This is a genomic window from Levilactobacillus wangkuiensis, from assembly GCF_016861605.1.
In the GTDB taxonomy this organism is placed as follows: Bacteria; Bacillota; Bacilli; order Lactobacillales; family Lactobacillaceae; genus Levilactobacillus; species Levilactobacillus wangkuiensis.
This window is the reverse complement of record NZ_BOLM01000006.1, coordinates 73,244-98,967: the sequence shown is the minus strand read 5'-3', so window position 1 is coordinate 98,967 and position 25,724 is coordinate 73,244. Positions and strand designations below refer to the sequence as shown.

Genomic DNA, 25,724 nt, shown 5'->3' with positions numbered 1-25,724 from the left:
GTTGGAGGAAATCAGTATGACAAACATCTTAATCATTGGCGCAACGGGTTCTGTGGGCAGTGTCACCCGGCAATACTTTTTAGACAATACGGACGATCAACTGACTCTGATGGCACGGAGCACGAACCGGTTGGGCAGCTTGAATACCGACCGTGAGCGGACTCTAGCTGGCAGTGTGACCGATGCGGTAACGTTGAAGACGGCCTTGCAGGGTCAAGACGTGGTGTTCGCGGCGTTGAGTGGCAACCTGGCGGGCATGGCCCAAAGCTTGGTGAGCGCGATGGATGCGGTTGGCGTCAAACGGCTGTTATTCATTGCCTCCATGGGCATTTATAACGAAATTCCTGCTAGCCTGGGTGCCAGTGGTAACCTGCAAAGCAACCCCATGCTACGCGGTTACCGGGCTGCGGCGGATGTGATTGAAGCCTCCGACCTGAACTATACGGTCATTCGTCCGGGTTGGTTTGATGGCGGCAATGATACCGACTATGAGGTCACTAAGAAGGGTGAACCATTTGGGGGCCAAGACGTGTCGCGTAAGAGCATTGCCGACCTGGTGATGCGGTTGGCTCATGACGAAACGTTGGGTTCCCGTGACAGCTTAGGCATTAACCGGAAATAGGGGCGTGAGGCCGGCCAGTGGAGTTTGAATGATGAGGAATCCTGGCCTGAATGCAATTAATCAGAAGAGGGCTATTTAGATGAACGAAGAAATTTTAAACCTGTACCGCGCGTACAATACCGCCATGGCCGCCGATGACACAATGGCGTTGGACCGTTTGCTGGGCCCGGACTTTACGCTGACCCACATGACTGGCTACGTTCAGCCCCGGGCGGAATGGCTACGGGAACTGGACCAGGGCACGATGCGTTACTTTTCTTCCGTGGAAGAACACGTGACGATGCAACCGACCGCTACGGGCTGGCAATTAGTTGGGCAGAACCGCGTCACTGCCAGCATCCATGGCAGTGGTAAACATGCGTGGCCGTTGAATACGGAGATGGTGATTCAACAGATTGCCGGCAACTGGCAGATCATGTCAGCTGTCGTGACCACGTATTAGAATTTTAGCCAATAGAATAGAATGTTTCACATGAAACAACGCCAGCTCGGTCACTAGTGACTAGGGCTGGCGTTGTTTGGGTTAGCGGTGAATTAATGCGATGTGCGAGTCAGCCGTAAGCCGACGCCAATCGTTAGGAGCACTAGGCCACCAAGAACACCGAGGACGGGTCCCCAGCTGCCGGTGAAATCGTGAATTTGACCTAGCAATACCGGACCAACCGCCGCCAGTAAATAGCCCAGCGACTGGGCAACGGCAGAACGGTTGGCGATGGCGTTTACGTGAGAACTACTGGTAGCGATGAGGGTCAGTGCCAGCGTGAAAATCAGTGAGCTGGTGAACCCCAATAGCCCGGCAGCTAGCCACCAACCGAGGCCGGGCCACAGGAGCGTGAGCCCCCCAACTGCGTAACCGACTAGCAGGCTCCACAGAAGGTATCGTAAGTTGGTTACCCGGGTCAACACCAGTGCGGCGGGGATGCCGACCAGTTGGAAGACGGCCAATAGGTTGCCAGACGTGGCAGTTGTGGCGTCCAGAGCGTGAAAAATCGTCGGTAACCAGGTTGTTAGACTGTAGAAAATCAACGACTGCAGGCCCATGAACACCGTGAGCCAACGTGCCTGCTTGTCGTGTTGTAGGGTGGCTCGCAAACTAACGGACGGGGCAGAATCAGTAGTTGGTTGGGCAAAAAGATGGTGGGGTGCCCACCACAACAGGGCAAGCGTGACCAGGGCGGGTAAGCCGAATCCTTGGAGCACGAGTTGCCAGCTAAATTGCGTTGCTAGGGGGATGGCGATGGCGGTGCCCAGTGCCGCGACGACGTTCATGGTAACGGCGTAGGCACTGGTCAGGCGAGTAGCGCCGGTAACGGTCGTTTGCGCGATCAAAGTTGGAACCAGGACGTTTAAGATTGCGACGGCTAGGCCGATGACAATGGTGGTTGTTAAAAGCAGGTCAGTCGTCACGGGACGCAACAAACTGGCGAGTAAGAGGAGCGCATTGGTGGTCCAGAGTAGGGTAGTTGGGCCAAAGCGCTGAATCAGATGAGGTGTTGCGATAGCGCCTAGTGAAAAACACAGTAGGGGCAAGGTAATCAGTAACGCGGTCAGTGAACTTGTCACGTGCAGCGACCGCTGGATAGCGGTGAAGAGGGGCGTCACGGCGGTGATGGCGAGACGCAGGTTCATAGCCGTGGCCAGAATCAGTAAAACTTTTGGATTTTTAAGCATCAAAAAAGCACTCCTTAGGCTATTCCAGCCTAGTAGGCGTGCTACTAGTAACATGACGGGTCGCAACCCGCTTTCGGAAGTTTTGTTGAGACTTAGTATACCGGAAGTTGTTGAAAATGTGAAGGCTTAGTGAAGGGAAAATTTGTGGTGATTTGTTATCGAGATGAGTAAGAGTGGTTTTAAATATTGGGAATCAGCTGCTTCTCATGGTATACTGAACGCAACAAAGGCGAAGGTGTTCGAGCACCCCCGCCAATGGCAGAGTCGTTATTCACGACCAACAGTTTTATAGCAAACAAAAATCGTCCTAAACCCGTTGAAAGTTTAGAGGACGATTTTTATTTGTCCGGATGTTTAAACTCATGCCACGTCTTTTGTAACTTAACGATAGCCTTAACGAGGCTCGTCAATCGATGTACCAATAAAGTACAGAGCGATATCAGAACAACGCCAAAAGCAACTAGGTCAAGTAACGTGACAGCTATCCAAGACAAGGCAACCTCCTTTCGCATGGTATGGTGAAACGCTCTTACAACTCACGTCATAAGCCCCAGTCCCTTACAATTAGATTTGCCGGTCGTCATTAACTTCTCTACGAAATTCAGTGTACCAGAGTTGGGGCGAATAACCGCCTGAAAGCCCTCCATATCAGTATTTAAATGGTTCGATATAACGTTATTTGTTTCTCGCCAAACAACGTAGTATGCACCAAAAAAAGATTGACCTCAGTTCGCTGAGATCAATCTTTTTTTACAACAGTGGCCCTCTGAACAGTGCCGAGTTACGGTTGTATTGAAAGCCTCGGTAGGTAGTGATGTAGGTCCTTAGCGAATCCCCGTCAATCGCATCGCCACTACCATGGACCCGGCCGTCCGCCAATAGACGGGCCAGCGATGCGCGTGTATGGGCCAAGCCGTTTTCTGCTAGTAGCTTTAGTGCTGCTTCTTGAGTCATGTGAACGCCTTCCCTTGGTGTCAATCATAGGACTTTGACGCGAGGATACAAGGAAGGCATGTGGATTTCTAAGACTAGTTATTTTCAGGGTAACCGGGGGTCCACTTCATTTCAGCCACGGCCTGCTTGGCGTCACTAATGGGTTCCTTGTTCAGGCCCTGGTCCAGAACACTTTGGGCCACGATTTCGGCCAGCGTCTGGGAGAAGGTCGTCAGTTGGTCAACGGGGGGTAAGACCGCGGCACCGGGTTGGCTGGCGTCGACCAGGCCACCCAGGGCATGGCAGGCGGCGGAGAGCGTTTCGCCGTTCAAAACCTTGGCTGTGGCGGCAATCAGGCCGAAGCCCAGGCCAGGGTACATCAGCGCGTTATTGCCCTGACCAATGTGGTAGGTCGTGCCCTGGTAGTCCACGTCGCCGGCAGGAATCCCGGTCGCAATCAGTGCCTGGCCGTCCGTCCATTTGATCAGGTCAGCTGCGGTTGCTTCGGCGAGTTTCGTGGGGTTAGACAGTGGGAAAATAATTGGCCGCGGCGTGTGGGCAGCCATGTCCTTGACGATGGCCTCGGTAAACGTGCCCGGCTGCGTCGACGTGCCAATCAGAACGGTCGGATGAATCGTGTGGACTACGGCGGCTAAGCTCGTGAGCTCATCGGCGTTAGCAAATTCGGACCGGTCACGCGTGAACGGCCGTTGGGCGGCGGTCAGGTCAGGGGTGTCGGTGAACAACAGGCCCTGCCGGTCGACGGCGTAGAAATGGCTACGGGCTTCGGTCTCGGACAGGCCGGCCCGCATGAGTTCGTCGAGAATCTGGTTGGCAATCCCCATGCCGGCGGTTCCGGCACCGAACGTCACGAATTTTTGCTCGGTGATAGACTCGTGAGAAATGTTGAGGGCGCCCAGAATGCCGGCGAGCACGACCATTCCAGTCCCCTGGATATCGTCGTTGAAGGTGAGAAATTGGTCTTGGTATTTGTCGAGAATGACCTGCGCGTTGCCACGACCGAAGTCTTCCCAGTGCAGCAGGGATTCAGGGAACAGCTTGCGTTCGGCGGTCACAAATTTATCAATAATAGCGAGGTAGTCGTCACCGGCCATGCGACGATGATGGTTCCCCAGGTACAGCGGGTCGTCCAGCAATTTTTGATTGTTGGTTCCGGCATCAATGCTGACGGGCAGAACCTGGGCCGGGTCGATACCAGCCGCAGCGGTGTACACCATCAGCTTGCCCACGGCGATGTCGACCCCGTTGACGCCCCAGTCGCCCATGCCCAGAATTCCTTCGGCATCGGTGACCACGACCAAGCGAATGTCTCGGCCGTCAGCGGCGTTCTTCAGCGTTGCTTCGATGTTGTCGGGGTCGTCCACGGAAATGAAGGCCGCATTTTGCGGGTCTGTGAACAGGTGGCTGTATTCTTCGATGGCGTCGGCTACCGTGGGGTCGTACACGATGGGCATGAATTCCACCACGTGGTCGGCCATCAGCTTGAAGAACAGCGTCCGGTTTTCATTGAAGATGGTCATTAAAAAGAGCCGCTTTTCAAGATTGTTGGCCTTACTTTGATACTGGGCATAGGCCTGAGTCGCCTGTTCGTCCAGCGTTTGGACATGGCTCGGCAGGGTGCCGACGAGGCCGAGGGCTTGGCGTTCGGCTGTGGTAAAGGCGGTACCCTTGTTTAAGAAGGGGTTATTTAAAATGCTAGCTGCTGAATTCATAAATTATTTTTCCTCCAAATTTCAATTTAATGGGTTAAACGTTGTGGGCGCCGCCTGGAGCCAAAGGGCGGTCTCCAGACTTACTTTGAGCCGAAAGTCACGTCTCAAAGATAGCAGTGGTCTAAGCGGTAAACCGCTAAGGCCACTCCCACGGCTAAGCTCATTTTCACCGGTCCTGCGGCTGAAATAGGTTTAACCCATAAAGTGGTGTGTGCTGTTTATTTAGTAATGATTCATTCGTGAATGTTAATTTAGCTGTTAGTGATTCTAAACGTCAATCACCGTTTCAACTTTACAAGTCTTACTATAGTTGGCCAAGCTAGTTATAGTCAAACATAGCGGTTGATATAAAAATAATTTATAATGAATCTATAAACACCGACATTAGGGGGATTGAAAATGAACACGAAGGACCTAGCTTATTTTTCTGACTTAACCCAAACCAAAAACTTTTCCAAAGTCGCGCAAGATTTTGGGGTGACCCAGCCGACCATTACCATGGCCATCAAACGGTTGGAGGCGGAATTTCAGACCAAATTGGTGCTACGCGACCGGACGCATAACGATTTGGGCGTGACGGCTAGCGGTGAGCAGCTGGCGGTCCATGCGCGGGCAATCCTGGCCGAGCTCGACCTGACGCACCAAGAAATCACGCATCTGACGCAGGATCAGACCGTATTAGGACTACCCCCAATCATTGAAAATCATTACTTTCCGCGGGTGGCGGCCCATTTGCAGGCGCAGGGGATGCTGGCCAATCTACAGACGCTGGAGGGCGGGTCGGTGTGGTTACGGCAGGCGTTGCGGGACGGTCAGGCAGACCTAGCATTGTTGGGATCCACGGCGCCGTTGAGCTATAAGTCGTTGGTGGCCGAGGCGTTTGACCGGCAACCGTTTCGGATTTTTGTGGCAGCGGATCACCCCCTAGCCAAACGGCAGCGCATTTACTTTAGTGAATTAAGACACGAAAAGTTTGTTCTATTTAATAGTAGCTTTGTCCACAACACGGCCTTTAACCAGTTTACGCGACGCAATCATTTTCGGCCTGAGGTGGTCTTCCGGGCCAACGACACCCACGTCATCATGAACTTAGTCGCCCAAAATGTTGGCGTGACCTTCCTGACAGCGATTGGCGCTCAGCACCGTGACGACGTGGTTCAGCTGGAATTGTTGGATGATGCCCAGCCAGAGTTTATTGCCAGCATCGTTTACCGCGACTCCCACGTGTTGACACCAACCCAGCAACAAGTGTTGGCGGTATTGCGAACGACGTTGGGAGAATAGGGGGCTGAAATTTCTTCAAGTATACTTGAAGAAATGGTGAGAATTCGATTTTTATCAAGTATACTTGAAGAACTATGGTAAATGACTAATTTCTTTAAGTATACTTGAAGGAAAATGGGCGATGGCTGGCACATTGAGGTGAAGTCAGCGGTCAATACTACAGCAAGGGACATCAAAACAAGTTTAGAGTCAAAAAGACTGTGCAGAAGCACAGCCTTTTTACGATTATTTAGGGTCTAATTCAATCACCTGCGTTGCCACGTCCGTCACAAACTGTTGGTCGTGCTCCACGAATAATAGCGTGGGGGCGGCCGTGGTCACCAGAGTGGTCAGCTGCTCCTGATTGAAGACGTCAAGGTAGTTGAGCGGCTCATCCCAAATGAACAGGTTGGCCGGCGTGATCAGCGATTGGGCGAGCTCGACCTTTTTCTGTTGCCCCATGCTCATTTGCTCGATGGGGGTGTGGAAAACGTCGCGTGGCAAGCCCAGCTTCTTGAGGGCGTTCAACAAGGCATTGCGGTCCAGGTGGTGGGCCGTGGCAAATGCCGTCAGTGATCCCTGATTGTCCGCTGAAAGTTGTCGGGTCAGGCTCAAGGACAGCTGCGGTTTCAACTCGGCAACGCCGGTAGCGGTCCCGGCAAAGGTCCCCCGCAGATAGTGCAGGAAGGAAGATTTGCCGCTACCGTTGGGGCCAATGATGGCCAGCCGGTCACCCTGTTCGAGGTCAAACGAGATGGGTTGAAATAGCTGCCGGTCGCCGTACCACAGCGAGAAGTCGGCGACATGGAGGAGTGGCTGGTAATGGGTCGGGACGGGCGTCAGGGTGAGGGGGGCCACATGCTCAATATTTTGGCGGAGCCCCTCGGTGGCCTTCAGTTCCCGGTCACGGCGGCGTTCCAGGTTGCGGGCCCGTTTCATCATTTTGGCGGGGAGGGTACTACTGCCGACGGCGCCCCAGCCGCTATTTTTCTCGTGAGGATTGCCATGGGCGCGGCTTTCGGTGATTTTGGCCCAGTTGGTGCGGTCAATCGCGACGTGTTGTAAGCGGTCGGCTTCCTTTTTCAAGCGTGCATCGCGTTCCTCTTCGAAAGCGTCGCGGCGCTGTTTCTGCTCCTCGTAAACGGCGAAGTTGCCGTGGTAGAGGATGACCTGCTGGCGTTCGATGGCGAGCGTGTGGTCGGTCACCTGATTGAGAAAGTGGCGGTCATGGCTGACGACGATGAAGCCCTGGCGCTTGCTCCGCAGGTAGGCGGCGACCCGTTGGCGACTGGGGAGGTCGAGGTGATTGGTGGGTTCATCGATCAGCGGATAGGCCTGGTCGTCAGCAAATAAAATGGCGAGGAGCGCCTTGGTTTGTTCCCCACCGGAGAGCGAGGCAAAGGGTTGTGTGAGCCGTGCAGGGTCCAGGTCGAGTTGGCGAAGCTCACGTTCGAGCTGCCAATCGGCGACCGGTGAAATGGCCTGCAGGACGGCAGTGGCCGACTGGCTAGGATCAGCGACGGTGGCGGGAAAATACACATAGTTCTGGTTGCCAGTGATGGTACCCTGGTAGGGTAAGCGCCCCCGCAACAGATTAAACAGCGTGGTCTTTCCCCGGCCGTTGCGGCCGACTAAGCCCAGTTTCCACTGGGATTCTAACGATAATTCAACATGATCAAAGAGTAAGCTGGCATTCGTATCAAAGCCGAAGGTCAGGTGGTGTAAGGTAATTTTTGGCATATAACGGGACTTCCCATCTAGGTTGACTAAGGGTCTTCAGTAATGGGGTGTTAGATGCTGCGTTCTTCACATTAATCGCATTCTTTCTCGTTTTAGATGGTTCCGCTGGTGGCTAGAAGGAAACGATTAACGGAACTCTTAAATGAATTTTAGATTAGAAAACAATTAAAATCAAGTGAAAACATTTAAGCTAGCTGATGTTGGCTGACGCTACTAGGAAACCCCAAGTCATTGGGAAGGGATTCAGAAGAAAAGCGATAGTCGCTGGTTTGGGCCCAAAGGTATGGCCAATAACGATTCAGCCCTCAGACAGTTCTAGTTTTTCTTTAATTTTCACAGAAGGTTTGTTATGCTTGTCAGATACTGAAAAAATCTCGGGGCAACTAGCGGCATAAGGGCCTAGAGGGAAAGTGGGTTCATATGTCAGCGATTTATTTACGCGGCCTCCTGTTGAGTCTGGCCTTGGTATCCTCCATCGGGATGCAAAATTTATTCGTCTTTAACAATGCCATCAACCAGCCACTAAAGCGGGCCTGGCCCGTCACGTTAATGGTCTGGTTTGCCGATACGGCACTGACTCTGGCCGGTTTCTTCGGCATGGGGGCGATCATCAGTGCCCACGAAATGTTTAAACTAATCATCATGTTTCTGGGTGGATTATTGGTCATCTGGATTGGGTTTGGCATCTTGCGGTCGGCGGCGAGCTTTAAGTTAGAGAGCGCCAACACGGCGTTGCCGATGAAAAAGTCCTTGATCAACGCGTGGGTCGTGACCTGGGCCAATCCGCAAGCCATTATCGATACCAGTCTGATGTTCGGAGCGATGCGGGGGTCGTTGAGCAATACGCAAGTCACACCATTTATTTCGGGCGTGGTTTCAGCCACGGCCATCTGGTTCTTCGGCATCACGCTGATTCTGGGACTCCTAAAGGAACGCCTACCACAACGTTTCCTGATGTGGGTCAACATTATTTCTGGGGTTGTCGTGATGCTTTACGGGGCCTACTTGCTGTATCAAGTGGTATTAATGGTGATTTAGAAATTAGTGAACGGTCCTGAGACTAGGGACCGTTTTTGTTTACCCATTTTAGGTGTAAATTAGAGGGAGAATAGTTCGGATTCAAAGGAGGAGCCCATGAAAAAAGCAGAAATTCTAAATAGTCTTCGGGTGGCGGCCGTTGCCGATGCTTTAGGCGTCCCGGCGGAAATGAAACAGCGGGGTCAGTATCAGTTGCTGGGGATGACCGGTGAAGGAACCTGGTCGCAACCGATGGGGAGTTGGTCAGACGATACGTCGATGACCCTGTGCCTAATTCAAAATATTTTGGAACGGGGGAGTGCTGATGACCTGCTAAACAAGTTTGAACGCTATATGATGTTTGGTGAATGGACGCCGCGGGGGGTGACCTTTGATGTGGGCCGCACCTGTGCCCATGCCGTTCGCCAACATGCCATTAACCACGTGCCCGCGGTCCAGTGTGGGGATGCATCAGAAAACGCCAATGGCAATGGGGCGTTGATGCGAATTGCCCCGTTGGCATTTACGCTTGCGCGACAGCCAATCGATGAGCGCATGCGCCAGTCAATTGCCATGACCACCGTCACGCACGGCCATCCGCGAGCGGTCGTTGGCAGTGTCATTTATTTGGAAATCCTCCATGAACTATTGCAAGGACACACGTTAGTAACCGCACTAAAGACGGTGCAGGCGCGAGTGCTGGCGGTGTTTGCTGCCGAACCGGTAATGGCACAGGAGCTGTCGGCCTACCAGCGATTGTTTACGAGCGGTTTTGGTCAGCTACCGGTTTCCGCAATTAAAACATCGGGTTACGTGGTGGATACCCTAGAGGCAGCCGTCTGGGTGGCCTTAAATTACCAGGATTTGCGGACCGGGCTGTTGGCCGCGGTCAATCTGGGTGGGGACGTGGATACCATTGCGACGGTGGCGGGCTCGCTCATGTCCGTCGCGCACCCAGACCAACCGGTACCAGCGGACTGGTGGCAAGTTACGTTGAATCATGAGCTGTTGGACAAACTGATGGTGCCCTTTGCGGCTAGATTTGGCGATTAGTGGGCAAATTAAAATCCCCACCTAATGACGAACAATTGCCGTTAGGTAGGGATTCTTTTGGTTATTTTCAACTTAATCTTTCGGTCGAAAGGGTACCACGTTATCACCCGCACCGCCATCGTCCGGGTCGTCAGCTGACATGTCATCGAAGACCGACTGCATGAAGTTGTCGAACTCAGCGGGCGTATCCGGCACGTCTTCTGCCGCGTACTCATCGGTCGCGAGCTTGGTGAATAACTGATGCTGCCGAGCGTAGGCAAAGATATTGTGCAGCGCCTTGATGTCGGCGGGATAGGCGTAGAGGGCAAAGGTCAGGTTGGCCTCGTCGAGAAAATACTTGAAGTCGCGCTTGCCCATAGCCAGCTTGGTGGCCTGATAGGCGTCGTTCATGATGATGCCCATCATGGTGTTTTTGAGCGTCAGGTAAACAACGTCCTCGTTGCCGGCCACGTCGACTAGATCAGCGAACACAATATCATGCGTTTCCCGCTGGCCCGTCCGCAGATTTTTACCGGAGAGGGTCACGTGGGTGGTCGCTGGTTTTTGCCGGGGGGCTGGGCTCTCCGGTGTCTGCTTGAGGGCCAATGCCATGAATGCATGGAAGGCCTTGTCATCGGTCAGGTTGAGCTTGTCGCGCATCTCGTTGATCAAGAGTCCGAGCGCGGTGCTGTAGGCAGCCGAATCCTTGATAGTTTGCGTCGCCGCAGCGGCCTTGACCCAGGGCTCGCCGTCCGGACCGATGCCTAATGTGAAGAGTGGTGCACCTTCGTCGTCCATGTTTTCCTCCCATAAAAACGCATTTAGTCCCTCAATTATAACGTAATTCGCCGAGGCGGTGGGCCGTAACCGAAAAAATGTTCCATGTGAAACACTTAGAGCAAAATGGCGAGGCCCACGCAAATGAACAGAAGTGGCGACAACCAGGCGCCAAACCGCGCGAAAAAGTGACTGGCGGCGGGCGATTGGGCAACGCGGTGACTAACAATCAGCCAGAGGCCAATCAGGGTCAGAAAAATGACCAGGACACCACCAAACTCGGGATGGTTGAGCCGGGTAAAATAGGGGATGTAGATGCTGAGGTTATCGCCACCGTTACCAATCGTCAGCGACCAGACCAATGGTAGGCTGACCACGCGCGTTAAGGCAGGTGGCAAGCCGGTTGTGTGGCGCGCGTGCCACCACCGCCACAGACCGGTGATTCCCAGGGTCAGGGGAACCACCCCCAACCAGCGCGTCCATTCGGCTAGGTTGTAGTGCAAGACGCCCCGACTAGCTAACCAGGCGACCAGAATCAGGGTGAGAATTCCCAGGTATTGGCCGAGAATAATGTGGTGTCGTTCCCGCGGCGTCTCGGCTGACAGCCACAGTAGGAGCAGGACGACCAGGTCGTCGGTGTCAGTAACCAAGAAGATACCAATGGCGGTTAAGGTGAAGACTAGCATGATGGTGGGCTCCTCAGTGTTGTAGAATTAAGTCCATTGTACGCTTAGTCTGGTGTGAATGGGTTCTTTAACAGGATAATATGTAAACATAGTTAATTCAAAGTAGATTGGCCACGAAAAAAGGTGGTTCATTCCAGATAAACTGGAGTGAATCACCTTTGTGTATAAGCATAAATTTAATCAGCCGGAGCGGGTTGGTTCTTGAACACAAGCTTCTTAGATAGGAAGAAGTTCAAAACCAAAGCAATCGCGTGGCCGATGACCTTGGTCATAGTCCCGTTGGCGTTCAACCAAGAGATCCCCATGAACAGGATGACGGTTTCCAACAGGAACGTGGCGATTCGGGTCATGTAGAACGTACCCATTTCCCGCATTGGCTTGTCGGACTTGTGCTTGAAGACAAATGTCCGGTCTAGCCAGAAGGAGCATTGGACACTGATCAGCCAGTCGATGAAGTTGGCTAATTGATAGCCAATGCCCATCGTGTGGTAGAACAGGTAAAATAACGTGATGTTGATGACAACAGAGATAGCCCCAAATAACAGGTAACGAGCGGCTTGGCCTTGGACCTTGTCCTCGACTTGTTTGAGTTGCGCAGCGTATTCGTTTTCCGTTTCGGTTAACTCAGCTTCGTACTCTTCTTGCGAGGCCGGGTAGTGATCGTGACGTAAGGGTTGACTTTCCATAGATTCCGGAACCTTTCTGTGACGTTTCACTTAGCTGGGTGAAACCGTCGTGAAAATCCCCGGGCCCCACCTGAGTTATGAAAACGTGTAATTGTAGTTACTAGCTCAATTATACCGTATTTGGCCGGCACTGCAATGGTAATACCCTAGCAATTTCAAATGGTTAATCAGTGACATAGGCGTGTTGGTAATCGGGGCTCCCGTTGAATTTGTTATAAACGACCCCCTTGATTTTGGGGTTGACCAGCGTGTTGGTCCGCGCTTCGTAAAGTGGCGTCACGGCTTGGTCACGCAGGGCGGTCCGGGCGGCCGTTAACAGGTCTTGGTACCGGGCAGTCGGCTTCAGCGCGTCGACACCTTCGGACTTGGTCAGCGCCTGATCATAGGTCTTGTTGTCGTAGTGGCCCATGTTGGAGTTGTTGGTCGAGGATAGAATCTGCAGGGATTGAATCGGGTCGGCGTTGTCCATGCTCCAGCCGGTCAGGTTGAGCTCGAAGTTCCCCTTGGAAACGTTGCTCAGCATGGATGGAAATGGCATCGCGGACACGTTGACCTTGAGGCCCAGCGTGCTGCTGACGGTGCTCTGGATAAATTCGGCGATGTTCTTGGTGGTGTCGTCATCGCCGCAAGTAATCGTGACGGTCAACTGTTGCTTACCCAACTGTTTCAGCGCCTTTTGGTAAAGCTGCTTGGCCAGGGTTGGGTTGTGGTCGGCGGTATTCTTTACGTAGGCGTCGGTGGTAAAGTCCTTCCCCGTCTTGGCGTTGGTCATCATGTGGTGAATGGCAAACGTTTTGGCTGGTCGTGAACCGTTCTTCAAGACCTTGTCCGCGAGTTGTTGGCGGTTGATGGCCAGGGAGATGGCGCGCCGCAGGTTCTGGTTAGCGGCAATCTTGTTCTGTTCGTTGTATTGGATGAAGCCGATACGGCCAGCGGCCAACGACTTCAGGTCCGGATTGTGTTTGTTTTGCGTGGTCTGTTCACCGTCGAGGGTGACCGCATCCAGTCGCTTGGACTGGTACAGGTTGTAGGCCGTCGAGCTGGTCTTGATGACCTGGTATTTAATACTGCTGAGCTTGACGGTTTTTGCAGCGACGTAGGTTGGATTCTTCTTTAAGTTCCAGCTGTCACTGGTTCCGTTCCAGTTTTTCAGAACGAAGGGCCCGTTGTAAACGGTCGTGGCCGCGGATGATCCGTATGTCTTCCCGTACTTTTGGACGGCCTTTTGGTTCAGGGGATAGTAGGTGGTGCTAGCTAGCATCTGCTTGAAGTAGGATGCCGGTCGGCTGAGGGTGATCTTCAGTTGGTACCGACCCACGGCCTTAACGCCCAACGTTGCGGGGGATTTCTTCCCGGCCGCGATGGCACTGGCATTTTTGATATTCGCAAATTGATAAGTGAACTCTGACTTAGACTTGGGGTCTAGCGTCCGCTTCCAGGAGTAAACGAAGTCCTGGGCCGTGACGGGGTCGCCGTTGCTCCACTTGGCGTTATGCCGCAAGTTAATGGTGTAGTGGTGGCCGCTGTCACTGACGGTCGTCTTGGTTGCCAGGGCATTTTGCGCCTCGCTGTCGGCGTTCAGGCGGTACAGGCCTTCGCCAACTTGGCTGAGCGTATTGCTGGAGACGCTGTCGGTGATCTTGGCTACGTCGAGACTGGAAATCGTGGCCGTTTCGTATAGGTTCAGGTGTTGCGCGACCTTCTTAGTGGATTGCGAGTGACCGGTCACGGCGAAGACGCCGGCGCCGATTAGAATAATGCCGCCGCAAAGGGCGAGTGCTTTCTTGTGTTGTGCTAAACTCATAATTTTTTCCTCCAGAATGATTGAATTTGTCGGTTAGAAAGAATAATGAGCGTTGCCATCGTTTGAACATAGGTGAATCCCCCTCGGAAAAAGTGTAGACAAAAAACCGTCCTCAACAGCCAATGTGTTAAGGACGGTTTTAACCGCGGTGCCACCTTAATTAGACGGGTCCCGAAAAAGAGACCGCGCCCCTCTTCACAGGAAACTAACATTTCCCTGACAACTGACGTATGTCGCACGTCTTCCCGTACTGCAAAATGGTTCGGGGAAGCCCTCGGTGGTCCATTTAACTACCTGCGTTCGGCCGTACTCTCAGCAACGACGGCTCTCTTTACGTGCACGATAATCTTGATCTCCACCTCAATGGTTTGTTTCGGACGATTTATTGAATTGAGGCTAGTGTACCCCTGGAAAAAAGTGGTGTCAACCGGAAATTTTAAATTGGCGAGCTGCAGCGCCTTACCGGGCGAAAAAAACGGACTGGAACGCGAGGGGAGGGCGGCCCAAGCCTGAGGAGCGGTCTTGGACCTCGTTTTGAGCCGAAAATCACGTCTCAAAATCGCCATTTATTAGTGCATTCGTTTCCGAAAGCACTAATAAATCCCACGGCTGAGTCCGTTTTTCTCGCCCTCACGGCTCATACTAGTTTGGGTCCCGGTTGTCACCACTTATTTCTGGTGACATTCTGTGTGGGTAGCTGATTTTTGATAGATAATAATCATTGATGTAGACATTTGTTATTAATAATTAGCACTTAATAACAGTTTGATAACTACCGTCCAACAACTGAAATAGATTAGCCGCATCCGTTTCCTGATTCAGTACGATGGATAACCAGTGTTCCTTGTTCATGTGGTAGGCGGGGAGGTAGCCCGGCTTGCTGCGGAGAATACTGCCAAGCTCGGGGTCAATCTTGACGTCTAACACATCGACCTCTTCCTTGCCCGTTAGACCGAGTTTCTCCTTGGGCACATTCATGACTAGGCCAAACCATTTACCCTGACGATTCTTGAGGACGGCATATTTCGGGTAGGAGCTGAAGGTGTATTCAGGCGTGACGCCGTAATTATCTTCCGTATAGGTGAAAATGTCTTTGCGGGTGACCATGATTACATAACCTTTCTATGTAGAAGTTCTGTCTTTATTCTACGCGTAATCTGAAAGATTGTTTGCGGATTGCTTTGGATGCTAGAATCGTAAAAATCAGCTTCTCACCAACGCAGTATTTGCGTTTCGTGAAAAGCTGATTTTTAGGTTCTATTTCTTAACCGGTGCAGCTGGTGGTGTTGCCAATCCAGTCTTCAAAGCCGCGCCAATGGCGGGAATCTGACCCAGGTCGGCAACGTGATCACTTGGAACGACGACCACGTTAGCCGGCGAGTTAGCCAGGTCACTGAAAGCCGAAATCGATTGGTTTTCGAAGAATTCCTTCGTCGCTGATTCCAGACTGGAGTTCACCGTGTCAATCCGATATTTTTCGGCGTCGGCACGGGTCCGGGTGGCGGTGGCTTGGGCCGTCGCGGTGGCCATTAAGGCATCGTTCTTGGCCTTGGTGGTCAATTCGATGGACTTGGCTTCCCCCTCAGCCTTAGCGATGGCGGCAATCCGTTCCCGGTCGGCCGTCAATTGCTTATCCATGGCGGATTGAATCGCCTTGGATGGCGTTAGTTCGTCAATGTTGGTCCGGTCAACGTTGATGCCATAGGTGTCGGTCAAATCCCCGATGGCCGTAGCCAGTTCCTGGTTGATCTTGGCCGTGGAACCTAGCGCTTGGTTCAGGTCCATCCGCCCAATGATGTCCCGTAAGTGGCCCCGTACCAGTTGCGCCATGGATTCCACGGAGTCCGTGTTTTCGTACTGGTATTTCACGGCGTTGGTGACGTGATAGTTCAGCGTCAGGCTGGCCGAGACGTCGGCGTTATCCTTGGTGATGACCGAGTAGTTAGGCAAAGCCAGTGGTGACATCGCCAGACTGACGGTACGAATCTTTTGGATACCGGGCAGGTAAAAATGAATCCCGGGCAAGACGGTGTGCTTGTATTTTCCCAGCGTCTCGACTAATCCTTCATTATTTTGACGAACAATTCTAATCCCAAACATGTCCAATTCCCCCTAGATTTTTTTCAACGTTAAAATATTCCCGTGACTCTCGATGACCGTGTAGTTGGCGTCCTTGTCCGGCTTCTCCGGGGCCTCCAGCAGATACCGATAGTAAATACCGGCGACCAGAACAAGTCCGGATTTGACGTCCAGCTCTTTCCCGGCAATGGCGCGGCCAATCAACTGCCGCTGTTCCCAGTTCCCCGCTGGTGCCGCGCGCGCCAGGACCTGCGCGATGTAGGCGTTGATGCTCCGACCATCAGCGTCCGCCGCGTCCGCCACCCGTTTGAATAGGCTTTCATCTAGCCGTAATAGAAAACGCTTCTGAGCTTCTTTTGCCATGATAACGCCCTCCTGATGATAGCTTAATGATATCACGATGATATCATTTTTACCAGTCCCCTGAACGGTTAAAGTGGTGAATGTTCAAATTAAATCGTTAAGTTTGCGGGTGGTATAATGACTAAAACTAAGCTGAAAGGGGTGGGACGTGTGACCAAATTGATAGTGTTACGCGGCAATTCCGGGTCCGGTAAAACGACGACGGCGCGGCAGTTACAGCACATTCTGGGGTCGACAGCTCTGTTGATCAGTCAGGATGTGGTTCGACGCAAAATTTTGCACGCCCCGGATACGGCAGGGACGCCAGCTATCGCGGTCATGGCCGAGTTGGTTGCCTGGGGCCGGGCACAGGGATTCGCCGTGATTATTTTGGAAGGCATCCTGAAACGTTCGGTGTATGGTGAATTTCTGCGGGATCTCAAGCAGGCGTGGGGGTCTGCCATGGTAATCGGTTATTTTGACGTGACCTTTGCGACAACGGTGAAACGCAACCAGACTAAGGCTCGACCGTTTAGTCGTGCACAGCTAACGCAGTGGTGGCTGGGTCGGGATTTACTGGGGAGTGAAGCCGTTTGTTTTGATGAGATCAGTACGGTGGCGGAGCAGTGCCAACGACTTTTACAGGAAATTGCGGGGACAGAGGATCAATAATTATTACAGATACGAAAGGCGCTCGAGACAAAATCTCAGGCGCCTTTGATGTCCGAATTTATTTAGCACGGCCAATTATAATCGGCTACTTAATCTTAGCCGTCACCAATTTCCCCCGGTCGTTGACAATCACCAATTCATTCATGGTAGAGTGCTTGGTCGCCACAGCCTTGAAGGTGATGCCACCCTTGGGGGTCAGGGTGGTGGTGTAGATGTTGCCATTTCGCGGATCCTTGAAGCGGGTGGTGGTCCCGAAACGGTAGCGGTAGGACTTCAGACCAGAGCCGTGATTCGTATCGTTACGCGTGGAAAAGGTGACATCGTAGTATGGTTTGGCAAAGTTAGGCCGTTCCATCACGACCTCCACGCAATCCTGCAGGTTCCGGTCAAATAACCCGATGCGGTGGTCAGCCGTGACGTCCAGCATGAGGTCGGCGCCGTGTTTGAATTCGTGTTGGATTTCAGAATAGTCCCAATAGGTGTAGGTGACGTGGGTCACGTGGTGCTTGAATGTTCCGGCGGTGTTCTTCGAGTGGCCGGCGAGAACCATGTAGCCTTCGTGATTCAAGAGATCCTCGGCCTTGGTCTGGTAGTGCGTGCCAATCCGCCCCGTCAACGTCTGACTGCTCCACAGGTCATTGGCGGGATGGCCCTTTTTCCCGTAGACATAGTGCACGACCACTTTTCCGTAATTCTTGGGTAGTTTTTCTTGGTCGTTTTCGGTGGCCGTTTGCGACTGACTAAATGCACCACCGCCAACAATCCCAATCACGATAAAAAGTCCCAATAGACTCAACCATTTTTTTAACATCATGTGCGCTCCCCGTGGATCAACTTTAAGCTAAGCTTACCACTAATTAAGGGGACAAACATTTAAATGTGAGTAAATAATTCAGCAGACATATCGTGGCTAAAATAGTTGCCACTGTTTTGACAACTAGGCATCGGGAAAGGTTGTCTAAATGCTGATATAATAGTAATTATAGACGATTGTAACAGCTGTAAAGAGGATTGTAACATGTTGGTGTTACAATCCGGAAAAACATGTTACAATCCCGTGTAAAATTGTAGAATCGGAAACGGATAAGGATTTCAAACAACGCTTTCAAACAACGCTTTAGGGCAGACCGGGGATTTGACCTTGAGAGCATAAAAAACCGGACTACCTCACAGGATAGCCCGGTTTTATTAACGAGAATTAAGTCTGATTATTTACCAGGAACGTAGCTGTCATCAATGACCAGAACTGGCTTGATGGTCTTCCCGGAAACGGAATCAGCGTTGGCTTCGTTGATTTGACTGAACTTGTAGAACTTTTCAGTCTTGTCGAAGTCGAACATGCCCAGCTTGTAGAACTCAATCAAACGAGGGATGTCGATTTGTGGAACGGAGTCGCCCATGTTAACACCGATGACGCTCTTGTCGTTGACACACAGGTCGTTCCAAGTGTCGAGGTCGATGTGTTGGTCGGTCACGGCGATGGCAGCGGAGACCCCACCTTGTGCTAAAGCTTGGATGGAGTTGGAGATGACGCTGGAAACACCGGTCGTGTCGACCGCGTAGTTGACACCGAAGCCGCCAGTCAAGTCTTGAACAGCCTTGACCACGTCGTCAACCTTCTTACTGTTGATGACGTCGGTGGCGCCGAGTTCCTTGGCTAAGTCCAAACGAGAGTCGACGATGTCAATGGCAATAACTTTGGTGCAACCAGAGATGCGGCCGGCCATCATGGCAGCCAACCCAACGGCCCCAGTCCCAAAGACGGCGATGGTGTCGCCAGGCTTTGGCTTCAAGGTGTTGAGGACAGTCCCGGAACCAGTGACGTAGCCACAGCCCAGCGGTCCGAGTTTCCGTAAGTCAAGGTCCTTGTCGACCTTAACAGCGTTCCGTTCCCGAACGACCGTGGTCGAGGTGAAGGAACTTTGGTCGAACATGTCAGCGACATCGTGGCCATTTTCAGTGAAGTGTGCGGTCCCGTCAGGACGAACCCCGGACAGGTTATTTGCAGCGTAGTTTTCACACTGCGTTGGCATCCCGGCCAGACAGCTCTTGCAGTTCCCACAACCGTAGAAACTTAAGACAACGTGGTCGCCGGGCTTGAATTGGGTAACTTCTGGCCCAACCTTTTCAACGATCCCGGAACCTTCGTGGCCCAAGACGATGGGGTAGTCAATGGTGGCGACCCCGGTACGTAAAGCTTCGTCGGAGTGGCAGATCCCACTGGCAACCATGTGGACTTGGATATCGTCCGCACCCATGTCAGCCAGTTCAACGTCATCACGAATTTCAAAATCAGCATTTTGCTTATCAACAACTGCAGCTTGAATCTTCATAATTGGCACCTCGTTTTTAAAAGTTATTTACACTTGATAATTATGTCACAATGAGTCCGAAAAGCAAGCGCTTTCATGAAAACGCCACTTTTAGGTTAAGCCTAACAACTGCTTGCTAGGACTGCGGTCACGGTCCTGAAACGGGACTGACCCCAGATTTAGAAAATGGTAACGCTTTATTCACAATCACAGAAAAAAGATAATTCGAAAGGGAATTATCTTCTTTCATGGTTACCCTAAGCTTGCGTCTTTTCTGGGTGACCCTGCAGGTAGATGACGTGGGTGTTCAGGAATTCTTCGATCCCGTGCTTCCCGTCGTCGCCGCCGATACCAGATTCCTTCCAGCCGGAGTGGGAGCCGTTCATGGCTTCGAAGTTGAAGCGGTTGATATAGGTTTCGCCGTCTTCGAGCTCGTTAGCTGCCCGCATGGCGTTCTCAATGTTTTCGGTGAAGATGGAAGAGGTCAGGCCAAAGTCACTGTCGTTAGCCATGTCGATGGCGTCGTCCAAGGTCTTAAAGGTCAAGACTGGCAGAACGGGACCGAAGATTTCGTCTTGCACGATTTCAGAGTCCTGCTTGACGTTGGTAATGACGGTTGGTTCGTAGTAGAAGCCGTTGGCAATTTTAACCTTGTGCCCACCAGTTTCCAGCTTGCCACCGGCTTCAACGGCCCGGTCGACCATGCCGGCAACCTTGTCGAGGGCACCTTGGTTGATCAGGGGACCCATGCCGATGTCTTCGTTCTTCATGGGATCGCCCACGGTAACGGCGGCCATCTTATCGGCCAATTTCTTGGTAAATTCAGCGGCAACGTCCTCTTGCACGTAGACCCGTTCACAGTTGTTGCAGAGCTGACCATTGTTGTCGACCCGAGAGTCGATGATGGATTGTACGGCGAGGTCGATGTCGGCGTCCTTGCAGACGATAGCGGGCGCCTTGCCACCTAATTCCAAGGAAACCTTGGCCATGTGGGTGGCGGCGGCCTCCATGACGCGCTTCCCGGAGTTCACGGATCCGGTCAAACTGATGATCCCAACCTTCTTGTTCCGAGACATTTCGTCACCAATGACCGAACCGGGCCCGGTGATGATGTTGACAACACCCTTAGGAATCCCAACCTTTTCGACGATCTTGGCAAATTCCAAGCCTAAATTAGGCGTATCGGTACTTGGTTTCATGACGATGGTGTTCCCGGTAACCAAGGCTGGCCCCATCTTCCGCGCAATCAGGAAGAATGGGAAGTTCCAAGGCAAGATGCCGGCCGCGACCCCGATAGGTTGCTTGGCAATCATGATATTTTCGTTGGCGTTGTCGGACTGCAGAATCTCGCCTTCGTAGGTCCGTGATGCGCTGGCCATGTAGTCGAAGTAGTCGGCGGAGAACATAATTTCCGTGGTAGCTAACGCCTTGACCTTGCCTTGTTCCTCTTGGAGCATGGCAATCAAGTGGTCGGCATCCTTGCGAACCTCGGTCGCAACGTCGTGCAGGTACTGGCCCCGGGTTGCGGCAGGCACTTTCTTCCAGGACTTTTGCGCTTCATAGGCGGCGTCGATAGCTTCTCGGCATTCGTCTAAAGTGGCACTTGGAACCGTGGAAATGGGTTCCCCAGTGGCTGGGTTTAACACGGTGATCAGATTACCGGATGACGAATCCTTAAACTCACCGTTGATATACATTTGATAGTGTTTCAAAGCAACTGAACTCTTGGACATAACAATAAGACTCCCTTCAACATCGTCAAGATAAACTGACTTGACCCCAAATTGATGCCGAGGTGATGACTCGCACCTGACCCAGTAGGCAATTAACTGGCTAGGTAATTTTCTGTGGTGTAGAGGTTATCCCTCAACTCTGTTATACCGCGTTTTGGTTGTTAATGTGATTATTTTCACAAATAAGTTGTTTGGGCAGTAGTGGCGATGCTGGCAACCCAGTCGGCGCGTAGGAGCGGGCGGTTCGGTAGGTGACCTTATCAAGTCACAGAACATTCGGGACTTGATAAGAAAAACGAGCAACCGCGGCAGGGTAGCCACAGTTGCTCGAATGTTGACGTGAGTTAGTCTGCCAGAAATTCCGGATGCTGCTGAAGAAAGGCGTTAACGCCGGGGTGTTCCTGGAGAAAGGTTTGGAGGCGGTTGGAATCGTTCATGACCGCTTTAAGTGCGGAAAACTCGGACTCGGTTTGTTCTCCCGCGGGATAGCGCAGTTCGGTCTGGTTCCGGTCGGCCACGGCCTGCAGGTAGGCCGTGGCCACGTTGGCCGGTTGCATGGCGTCACTGGTCCCGGAGATGCCTTGAATCGTGATGAGGCCCACGTAAACGGCCGTGTCAGCCAGTTCGTCGGCCAAGGAATAGACGTAGCTACGCAGGGCGGCCTTGGTCAGGGACAGCGTGGTGGTCGCCTTGACTGGGTTCAGGGCCGCGCCACCCCCGGTGATCAAAATGTTGCGGGGGATGTCAGTATCGGCTAAATCCAAGAACTGCCGTGTCGTACGAATCGCGCCAAGCACGTTGACGTCAAAGGCCTGGGCGATATGGGTTACGGGTGTGTCCCGTGGCCGGTCCAGCTGGGTGTTAGCCACGTTGTAGACGAAGGTTTCGGGGACGCCAAAGTGTTGGACGACCTGCCGAAAGAGGTCGGCGGTCGATTGTGAATTGGTGGCGTCGGCTACCAGCCAGTCGGCACTGATGTCGGCGGCGCGCAGCTGAGCGGTCATGTGCTGGAGGGCATCCTCGTGGCGCGCGGCCAAGACCACGTGATTACCCTGTTGCCCAAACGCCTGCGCGATAGCGAAACCGAACCCTGAACCTGCACCTAAGATGACGACCGTTTTTGTCATAGTGAAGCCTCCAATTCCATAGATGGCCACGGAACAGTGCCCGTGACATGAGACGTTGTCGGAAACACAACGTAGAATCAGTATACGCTTGACCACAGCGGAATAGCCATTAATTCACCTTATAAATATACTTATGACAAAACCAATTTTGTGCAGGTGGTTGCCGCCCATAGTCGAGCAGTTTGCGTGCGTTACCGCCTAGCCAAGCTCAGTGGTTGGGGCCGTAAAGGTTGAGCACGATGACGCCAACTACCACCAGGATAATTCCGAGGACGCTGGCGAAGTTGATGGGCTCGTGCCAGAGGATGACGGCGAGCACGGTGGTGATGACGATCCCGATGCCGGCCCAGATGGCATAGGCGACGTTTAGATCGATATTTTTCATGGCTAACGATAGGAAGAAAAAGCAGATGCCATACGCCATCAGGGCGCCCACCGACGGCCAAAAACGGGTGAAGCCGGCCGCTGCTTTGAGTAAATTAGTGCCAATGAGTTCCCCGATAATTGCGGTGCCTAGGTAAACATATGACATCCGCTCACCCCCATATGTTCAATGACTTCTTGGCCATTAGCTTAGCAGGTTCGGTGGGCGATGGGCGGAGAAAGTTTGTTGTTCGTAATTTGAGTAGCAAAACAGGCCTGAACGGAAGTCTTCCAGCCTGTTTTAGCAGTATTTGGGAAGGTGTCGCCGTTACTTTAAATCAAAGAAGGTGTTGACGACACGCTGGGTGGCATGACCGTCTTCCCAAGCATTGAACCGCTTGCTGAACTGCTGATAGGCGTCACGGTATTGTCTTTCAACAGCAGGTAGATTGTGTAGGGCACTGAGTACCTCGTCATTGGTTTTTAGCAGGGGGCCTGGCAGATCTGTCTCCATGTTGAGGTAGAAGCCACGTAAAACACTGCGGTACTTTTCGTAGTCGTAAACAAAATAGAGAATTGGTCGTTTTAGAATAGCGTAATCAAAGAAAACGCTGGAGTAGTCAGTAATGAGGACATCGGAAATCAGATATAACTCGCTAATGTCATCGTAGCTGGACTCGTTGTAAACAAAGTCGCCAAAGCCGGTTGTATCAAGGTGATCAGTAATAAAGTAGTGGGTTCTGAGTACAAGGACATAGTCTTGACCTAATTCTCTTTTTAATCGAGGAATGTCGAGCTTCAAAGTGAATTTGTAATTACCAACACTATAATAATCATCATCGCGCCAGGTCGGTGCGTACAGGATAACCTTTTTGTCTAGAGGAATCCCCAGCTTTTGCTTGATGTTATTCGCTTGGCTGGTCTTGTCTGGGGCGCTGAGAATATCATTGCGTGGGTAGCCGGTTGATAACATTTTTTGCGTCGGATACATAAAGGCGTGTTCGAAGACATCAACAGAAAATTGATTGGCGGTGATCAGGTAGTCCCATTGGCGAGATTGCTGATAGAAGATTTCCTTGTAGTGTGGATTAGCACTAGCAACGTTATCCATATCAAAAACCAAGTGCTTTAAAGGTGTGCCGTGCCAGGTGGCGAGAAATTTTGTTCCGGGGCGTTTGATAAACCACTTTGGTTGTCGCATATTGATAACTTGATACCTGGCGGTGGCCAAGTAGTACATGTAGCGCCAGCCAAAGCGCTTAACCACCTTGGTATCAGGCTGATTACCGGGGCCAGTATCTGTGTGGTCGGCCATAACCCAGATGTGTTTGAATTTACCGGGATAGTTTGCTTGCAGATGCTGATAAATAGCCTTGGGACTGTCAGAAAAGTTGCGACCTAAAAAGGACTCGTAAAGAATCGTTTTTGGCCTAACGGGTAGTTTCGTGAACCACCAGTCGTAGGCCAAGCGCGTCACGCCGCGTCCGTGATGCTTGATGACTCGGCGCAACTGACGAAGCCGCACAATCGTATTAATTTGTCCCTGGGGGATGGTACCATGCTGTTGAAAGTGATGCAAAATTTGTCGGCTTAATAGCGGCATAGCCTGAAAGCTGCTCGGCGTATCAATTGATTGAAGGTATCGCTGAAGCTGTACGGCTAAATCCTGGGGGTCAGCGATGGTATCGTCGGTGTTGGTGGACAGGGACTTATACAAGTAGCGATGCAGCCGGTTTAGTGTGTAAGTGGCAAAGGCATCGCGCAAATCACCAGCGGAAAGTTGGTCTAGACTAAGTTGCCAGGCAGCTAGTCGATCATGCCAACGGTTAGGTGTGGGTAATTGGTGTACAGAAGGTGCATTGATTGGATCGTTGTGTCTGACACGAATATAGGTCGGATTAGCCAGTTGAAGATAAGCTGATGTGTGGGCCATGACTTGTGTGAGGAAAAGACTATCCGGGTACAAAGGGTTCGTCGCATCAAATTGAATCTTGGCTTGCTGCACGAGTTCGCGATTGATGACCTTACCAGCAATTGACAGTTGACGTTTGAAATTATCCCAGCGAGTGGTGTCTTGATAGAGCCGATATTTATAATTCAACCAGTTCTGTGCCTTAATTGGTAAATCACTTGGCGTTTCGGTAGTTAGGTCTGCGGGTAAATCGAGTGGGCGATAGGTGATCTTCTTGCCTTTAGAACCTGTGCCTTTGGGTAAGTTATCCCGCGCGATTGTTTGGGAAAGGGTGTTGATAAAGGCAGTGTGTGGTTCATAGGTCGGGTATTGATGCAGGTCAGCCATGACAGTGGGCGTTAAGGCGGTGGTACCATCCAAGTGGGCTAATGCCTCCGGTAATAAGTAGTCATCACTGTCCATGAACACAAGCCAGTCACCCTTGGCACTCGCCAGTGCAGCATTACGTGCCGCACCGATGGTTGGAACGGTTGGTTGGGTTAAACGAATCGGAAACGGCGTCTGCCAGGTAGGACTTTGCAGATCCAAAGTTAAGTCGGTCGCAATTAGCCATTCGAAATCCTGCATGGTTTGCTGGGATAGATTTTGTTTGAGTGCTAGAAGCTGGGGGAGTTCTTCGGCCTTTACTGGCGTAATTAAACTGAATTTCATAGGTGATCTCCTTAGTGGAACAATAGATGGGCCAGTTGTGGCGAGATGTGTTGGAGTAGAGCCAGCCGCGTCCAGGGATGGACTGGTTTGTTTGTTAATTGTTGAACTTGCTGTAGGAGACGAATATGCTCTGCAGATGTCAGCCGGTGGGGGGTGGTAGTTGCCAGGATTGAGGTTAATTGCTGCTGCAGGTAGTGAGTAAAAAGTGGTTGCCAAGCGGTATCTAATCCCGTGACATCAACAGTTTGCAGTTGGTCTAGCCAGGCCAGCGGCGTTGTGGCAGCCCAAGCTTGCGTTATAAACGTTGGAACACATAGCCGGACAACTTCAGCGGCGGACTGAAACGCAGACAGCGTCTGGTTCAGTGAGACTAAAGGATACTTAGATTGGAGTAAACTGACAGGTAGGAGAACACCAGTGGGTTGGAGCTGTTGGGCTAATTGGTGGGAACTGGGGAGATCAGGTAAAATTGTGTACTTTTGTAAACTCCACAAAACAGTTGATGAGGT

At 52.0% G+C, this 25,724-nt stretch carries 23 protein-coding genes; 6 read left to right on the top strand and 17 right to left on the bottom strand.

Translation table 11 applies throughout. The features are described 5' to 3' along the window. The first annotated feature begins 16 nt into the window (after window positions 1–16). Together JUF13_RS06120 and JUF13_RS06115 are read left to right on the top strand one after the other, a co-directional pair. Window positions 17–622 carry an NAD(P)H-binding protein gene (locus JUF13_RS06120; protein ID WP_203638469.1) on the top strand — a complete coding sequence of 202 codons (606 nt, stop codon included), beginning with the start codon at window positions 17–19 and terminating at the stop codon, window positions 620–622. Window positions 623–701: 79 nt separating this feature from the next. Continuing rightward, window positions 702–1,064, top strand: a complete 363-nt coding sequence (locus JUF13_RS06115) for a nuclear transport factor 2 family protein (protein WP_203638467.1) — start codon at window positions 702–704, stop codon at window positions 1,062–1,064. A gap of 92 nt (window positions 1,065–1,156) precedes the next feature. Here the strand turns inward: JUF13_RS06115 and JUF13_RS06110 are convergent, their stop codons facing one another. From JUF13_RS06110 to JUF13_RS06100, 3 genes are all read right to left on the bottom strand, one after another. Then, window positions 1,157–2,293 carry an MFS transporter gene (locus JUF13_RS06110; protein ID WP_203638465.1) on the bottom strand — a complete coding sequence of 379 codons (1,137 nt, stop codon included), beginning with the start codon at window positions 2,291–2,293 and terminating at the stop codon, window positions 1,157–1,159. A 750-nt stretch (window positions 2,294–3,043) separates the two neighbouring features. Further along, window positions 3,044–3,247: a hypothetical protein gene (locus JUF13_RS06105; protein ID WP_203638463.1), complete on the bottom strand. Its 204-nt coding sequence runs from the start codon at window positions 3,245–3,247 to the stop codon at window positions 3,044–3,046. 74 nt (window positions 3,248–3,321) lie between these two features. Beyond that, the gene (locus JUF13_RS06100; protein ID WP_203638462.1) at window positions 3,322–4,959 is read right to left on the bottom strand and encodes a malolactic enzyme; all 1,638 of its coding nucleotides are present in this window, start codon (window positions 4,957–4,959) and stop codon (window positions 3,322–3,324) included. A 399-nt stretch (window positions 4,960–5,358) separates the two neighbouring features. On the opposite strand from JUF13_RS06100, the gene JUF13_RS06095 reads away from it, so the two are divergent. Then, complete coding sequence (locus JUF13_RS06095; RefSeq protein ID WP_203638461.1) at window positions 5,359–6,243, top strand: LysR family transcriptional regulator; 885 nt, start codon at window positions 5,359–5,361, stop codon at window positions 6,241–6,243. A gap of 225 nt (window positions 6,244–6,468) precedes the next feature. On the opposite strand, the gene abc-f is transcribed toward JUF13_RS06095, so the two are convergent. After that, window positions 6,469–7,962, bottom strand: a complete 1,494-nt coding sequence (gene abc-f, locus JUF13_RS06090) for a ribosomal protection-like ABC-F family protein (RefSeq protein WP_203638460.1) — start codon at window positions 7,960–7,962, stop codon at window positions 6,469–6,471. Between the two features lie 420 nt (window positions 7,963–8,382). Between abc-f and JUF13_RS06085 the strand changes: the two genes are divergently transcribed. Then, window positions 8,383–9,000, top strand: coding sequence for a LysE/ArgO family amino acid transporter (locus JUF13_RS06085; protein ID WP_203638459.1), 618 nt, complete (start codon window positions 8,383–8,385; stop codon window positions 8,998–9,000). A gap of 96 nt (window positions 9,001–9,096) precedes the next feature. Then, complete coding sequence (locus JUF13_RS06080) at window positions 9,097–10,032, top strand: ADP-ribosylglycohydrolase family protein (RefSeq protein WP_203638458.1); 936 nt, start codon at window positions 9,097–9,099, stop codon at window positions 10,030–10,032. 72 nt (window positions 10,033–10,104) lie between these two features. Here JUF13_RS06080 and JUF13_RS06075 read toward each other — a convergent pair whose 3' ends face one another. From JUF13_RS06075 to JUF13_RS06045, 7 genes are all read right to left on the bottom strand, one after another. Beyond that, the gene (locus JUF13_RS06075) at window positions 10,105–10,809 is read right to left on the bottom strand and encodes a hypothetical protein (protein WP_203638457.1); all 705 of its coding nucleotides are present in this window, start codon (window positions 10,807–10,809) and stop codon (window positions 10,105–10,107) included. A 95-nt stretch (window positions 10,810–10,904) separates the two neighbouring features. Further along, window positions 10,905–11,474, bottom strand: a complete 570-nt coding sequence (locus JUF13_RS06070) for a cadmium resistance transporter (RefSeq protein ID WP_203638455.1) — start codon at window positions 11,472–11,474, stop codon at window positions 10,905–10,907. Between the two features lie 176 nt (window positions 11,475–11,650). After that, a complete protein-coding gene (locus JUF13_RS06065) occupies window positions 11,651–12,160 on the bottom strand; it encodes a GtrA family protein (protein WP_203638453.1) in 510 nt (169 codons plus the stop codon). A gap of 163 nt (window positions 12,161–12,323) precedes the next feature. Further along, window positions 12,324–13,964: a peptide ABC transporter substrate-binding protein gene (locus tag JUF13_RS06060; RefSeq protein WP_203638451.1), complete on the bottom strand. Its 1,641-nt coding sequence runs from the start codon at window positions 13,962–13,964 to the stop codon at window positions 12,324–12,326. A 747-nt stretch (window positions 13,965–14,711) separates the two neighbouring features. Next, the gene (locus JUF13_RS06055; RefSeq protein ID WP_203638449.1) at window positions 14,712–15,071 is read right to left on the bottom strand and encodes an MmcQ/YjbR family DNA-binding protein; all 360 of its coding nucleotides are present in this window, start codon (window positions 15,069–15,071) and stop codon (window positions 14,712–14,714) included. 150 nt (window positions 15,072–15,221) lie between these two features. Beyond that, on the bottom strand, window positions 15,222–16,064 hold the full coding sequence (locus JUF13_RS06050) for an SPFH domain-containing protein (RefSeq protein ID WP_125763975.1): 843 nt from the start codon (window positions 16,062–16,064) through the stop codon (window positions 15,222–15,224). Between the two features lie 12 nt (window positions 16,065–16,076). Then, a complete protein-coding gene (locus tag JUF13_RS06045) occupies window positions 16,077–16,406 on the bottom strand; it encodes a toxin-antitoxin system HicB family antitoxin (protein ID WP_203638447.1) in 330 nt (109 codons plus the stop codon). Window positions 16,407–16,556: 150 nt separating this feature from the next. Here JUF13_RS06045 and JUF13_RS06040 point away from each other — a divergent pair, with 150 nt between their 5' ends. After that, on the top strand, window positions 16,557–17,057 hold the full coding sequence (locus JUF13_RS06040; RefSeq protein WP_203638445.1) for an AAA family ATPase: 501 nt from the start codon (window positions 16,557–16,559) through the stop codon (window positions 17,055–17,057). An 85-nt stretch (window positions 17,058–17,142) separates the two neighbouring features. On the opposite strand, the gene JUF13_RS06035 is transcribed toward JUF13_RS06040, so the two are convergent. The 6 genes from JUF13_RS06035 to JUF13_RS06010 all read right to left on the bottom strand — a co-directional run bounded on the left by JUF13_RS06035 (window position 17,143) and on the right by JUF13_RS06010 (window position 25,215). Continuing rightward, entirely contained in the window at window positions 17,143–17,871 is a 729-nt protein-coding gene (locus JUF13_RS06035; RefSeq protein ID WP_225893620.1) for a MucBP domain-containing protein, read from the bottom strand. Between the two features lie 394 nt (window positions 17,872–18,265). Further along, window positions 18,266–19,390: an NAD(P)-dependent alcohol dehydrogenase gene (locus JUF13_RS06030; RefSeq protein ID WP_203638443.1), complete on the bottom strand. Its 1,125-nt coding sequence runs from the start codon at window positions 19,388–19,390 to the stop codon at window positions 18,266–18,268. 236 nt (window positions 19,391–19,626) lie between these two features. Continuing rightward, window positions 19,627–21,102, bottom strand: a complete 1,476-nt coding sequence (aldA, locus tag JUF13_RS06025; RefSeq protein WP_203638441.1) for an aldehyde dehydrogenase — start codon at window positions 21,100–21,102, stop codon at window positions 19,627–19,629. A gap of 344 nt (window positions 21,103–21,446) precedes the next feature. Beyond that, window positions 21,447–22,229, bottom strand: coding sequence for an SDR family NAD(P)-dependent oxidoreductase (locus JUF13_RS06020; protein ID WP_203638439.1), 783 nt, complete (start codon window positions 22,227–22,229; stop codon window positions 21,447–21,449). 208 nt (window positions 22,230–22,437) lie between these two features. Next, window positions 22,438–22,761, bottom strand: a complete 324-nt coding sequence (locus JUF13_RS06015; protein ID WP_203638437.1) for a DMT family transporter — start codon at window positions 22,759–22,761, stop codon at window positions 22,438–22,440. A 159-nt stretch (window positions 22,762–22,920) separates the two neighbouring features. After that, window positions 22,921–25,215, bottom strand: a complete 2,295-nt coding sequence (locus JUF13_RS06010; RefSeq protein ID WP_203638435.1) for a bifunctional glycosyltransferase family 2 protein/CDP-glycerol:glycerophosphate glycerophosphotransferase — start codon at window positions 25,213–25,215, stop codon at window positions 22,921–22,923. Window positions 25,216–25,724 lie beyond the last annotated feature (509 nt).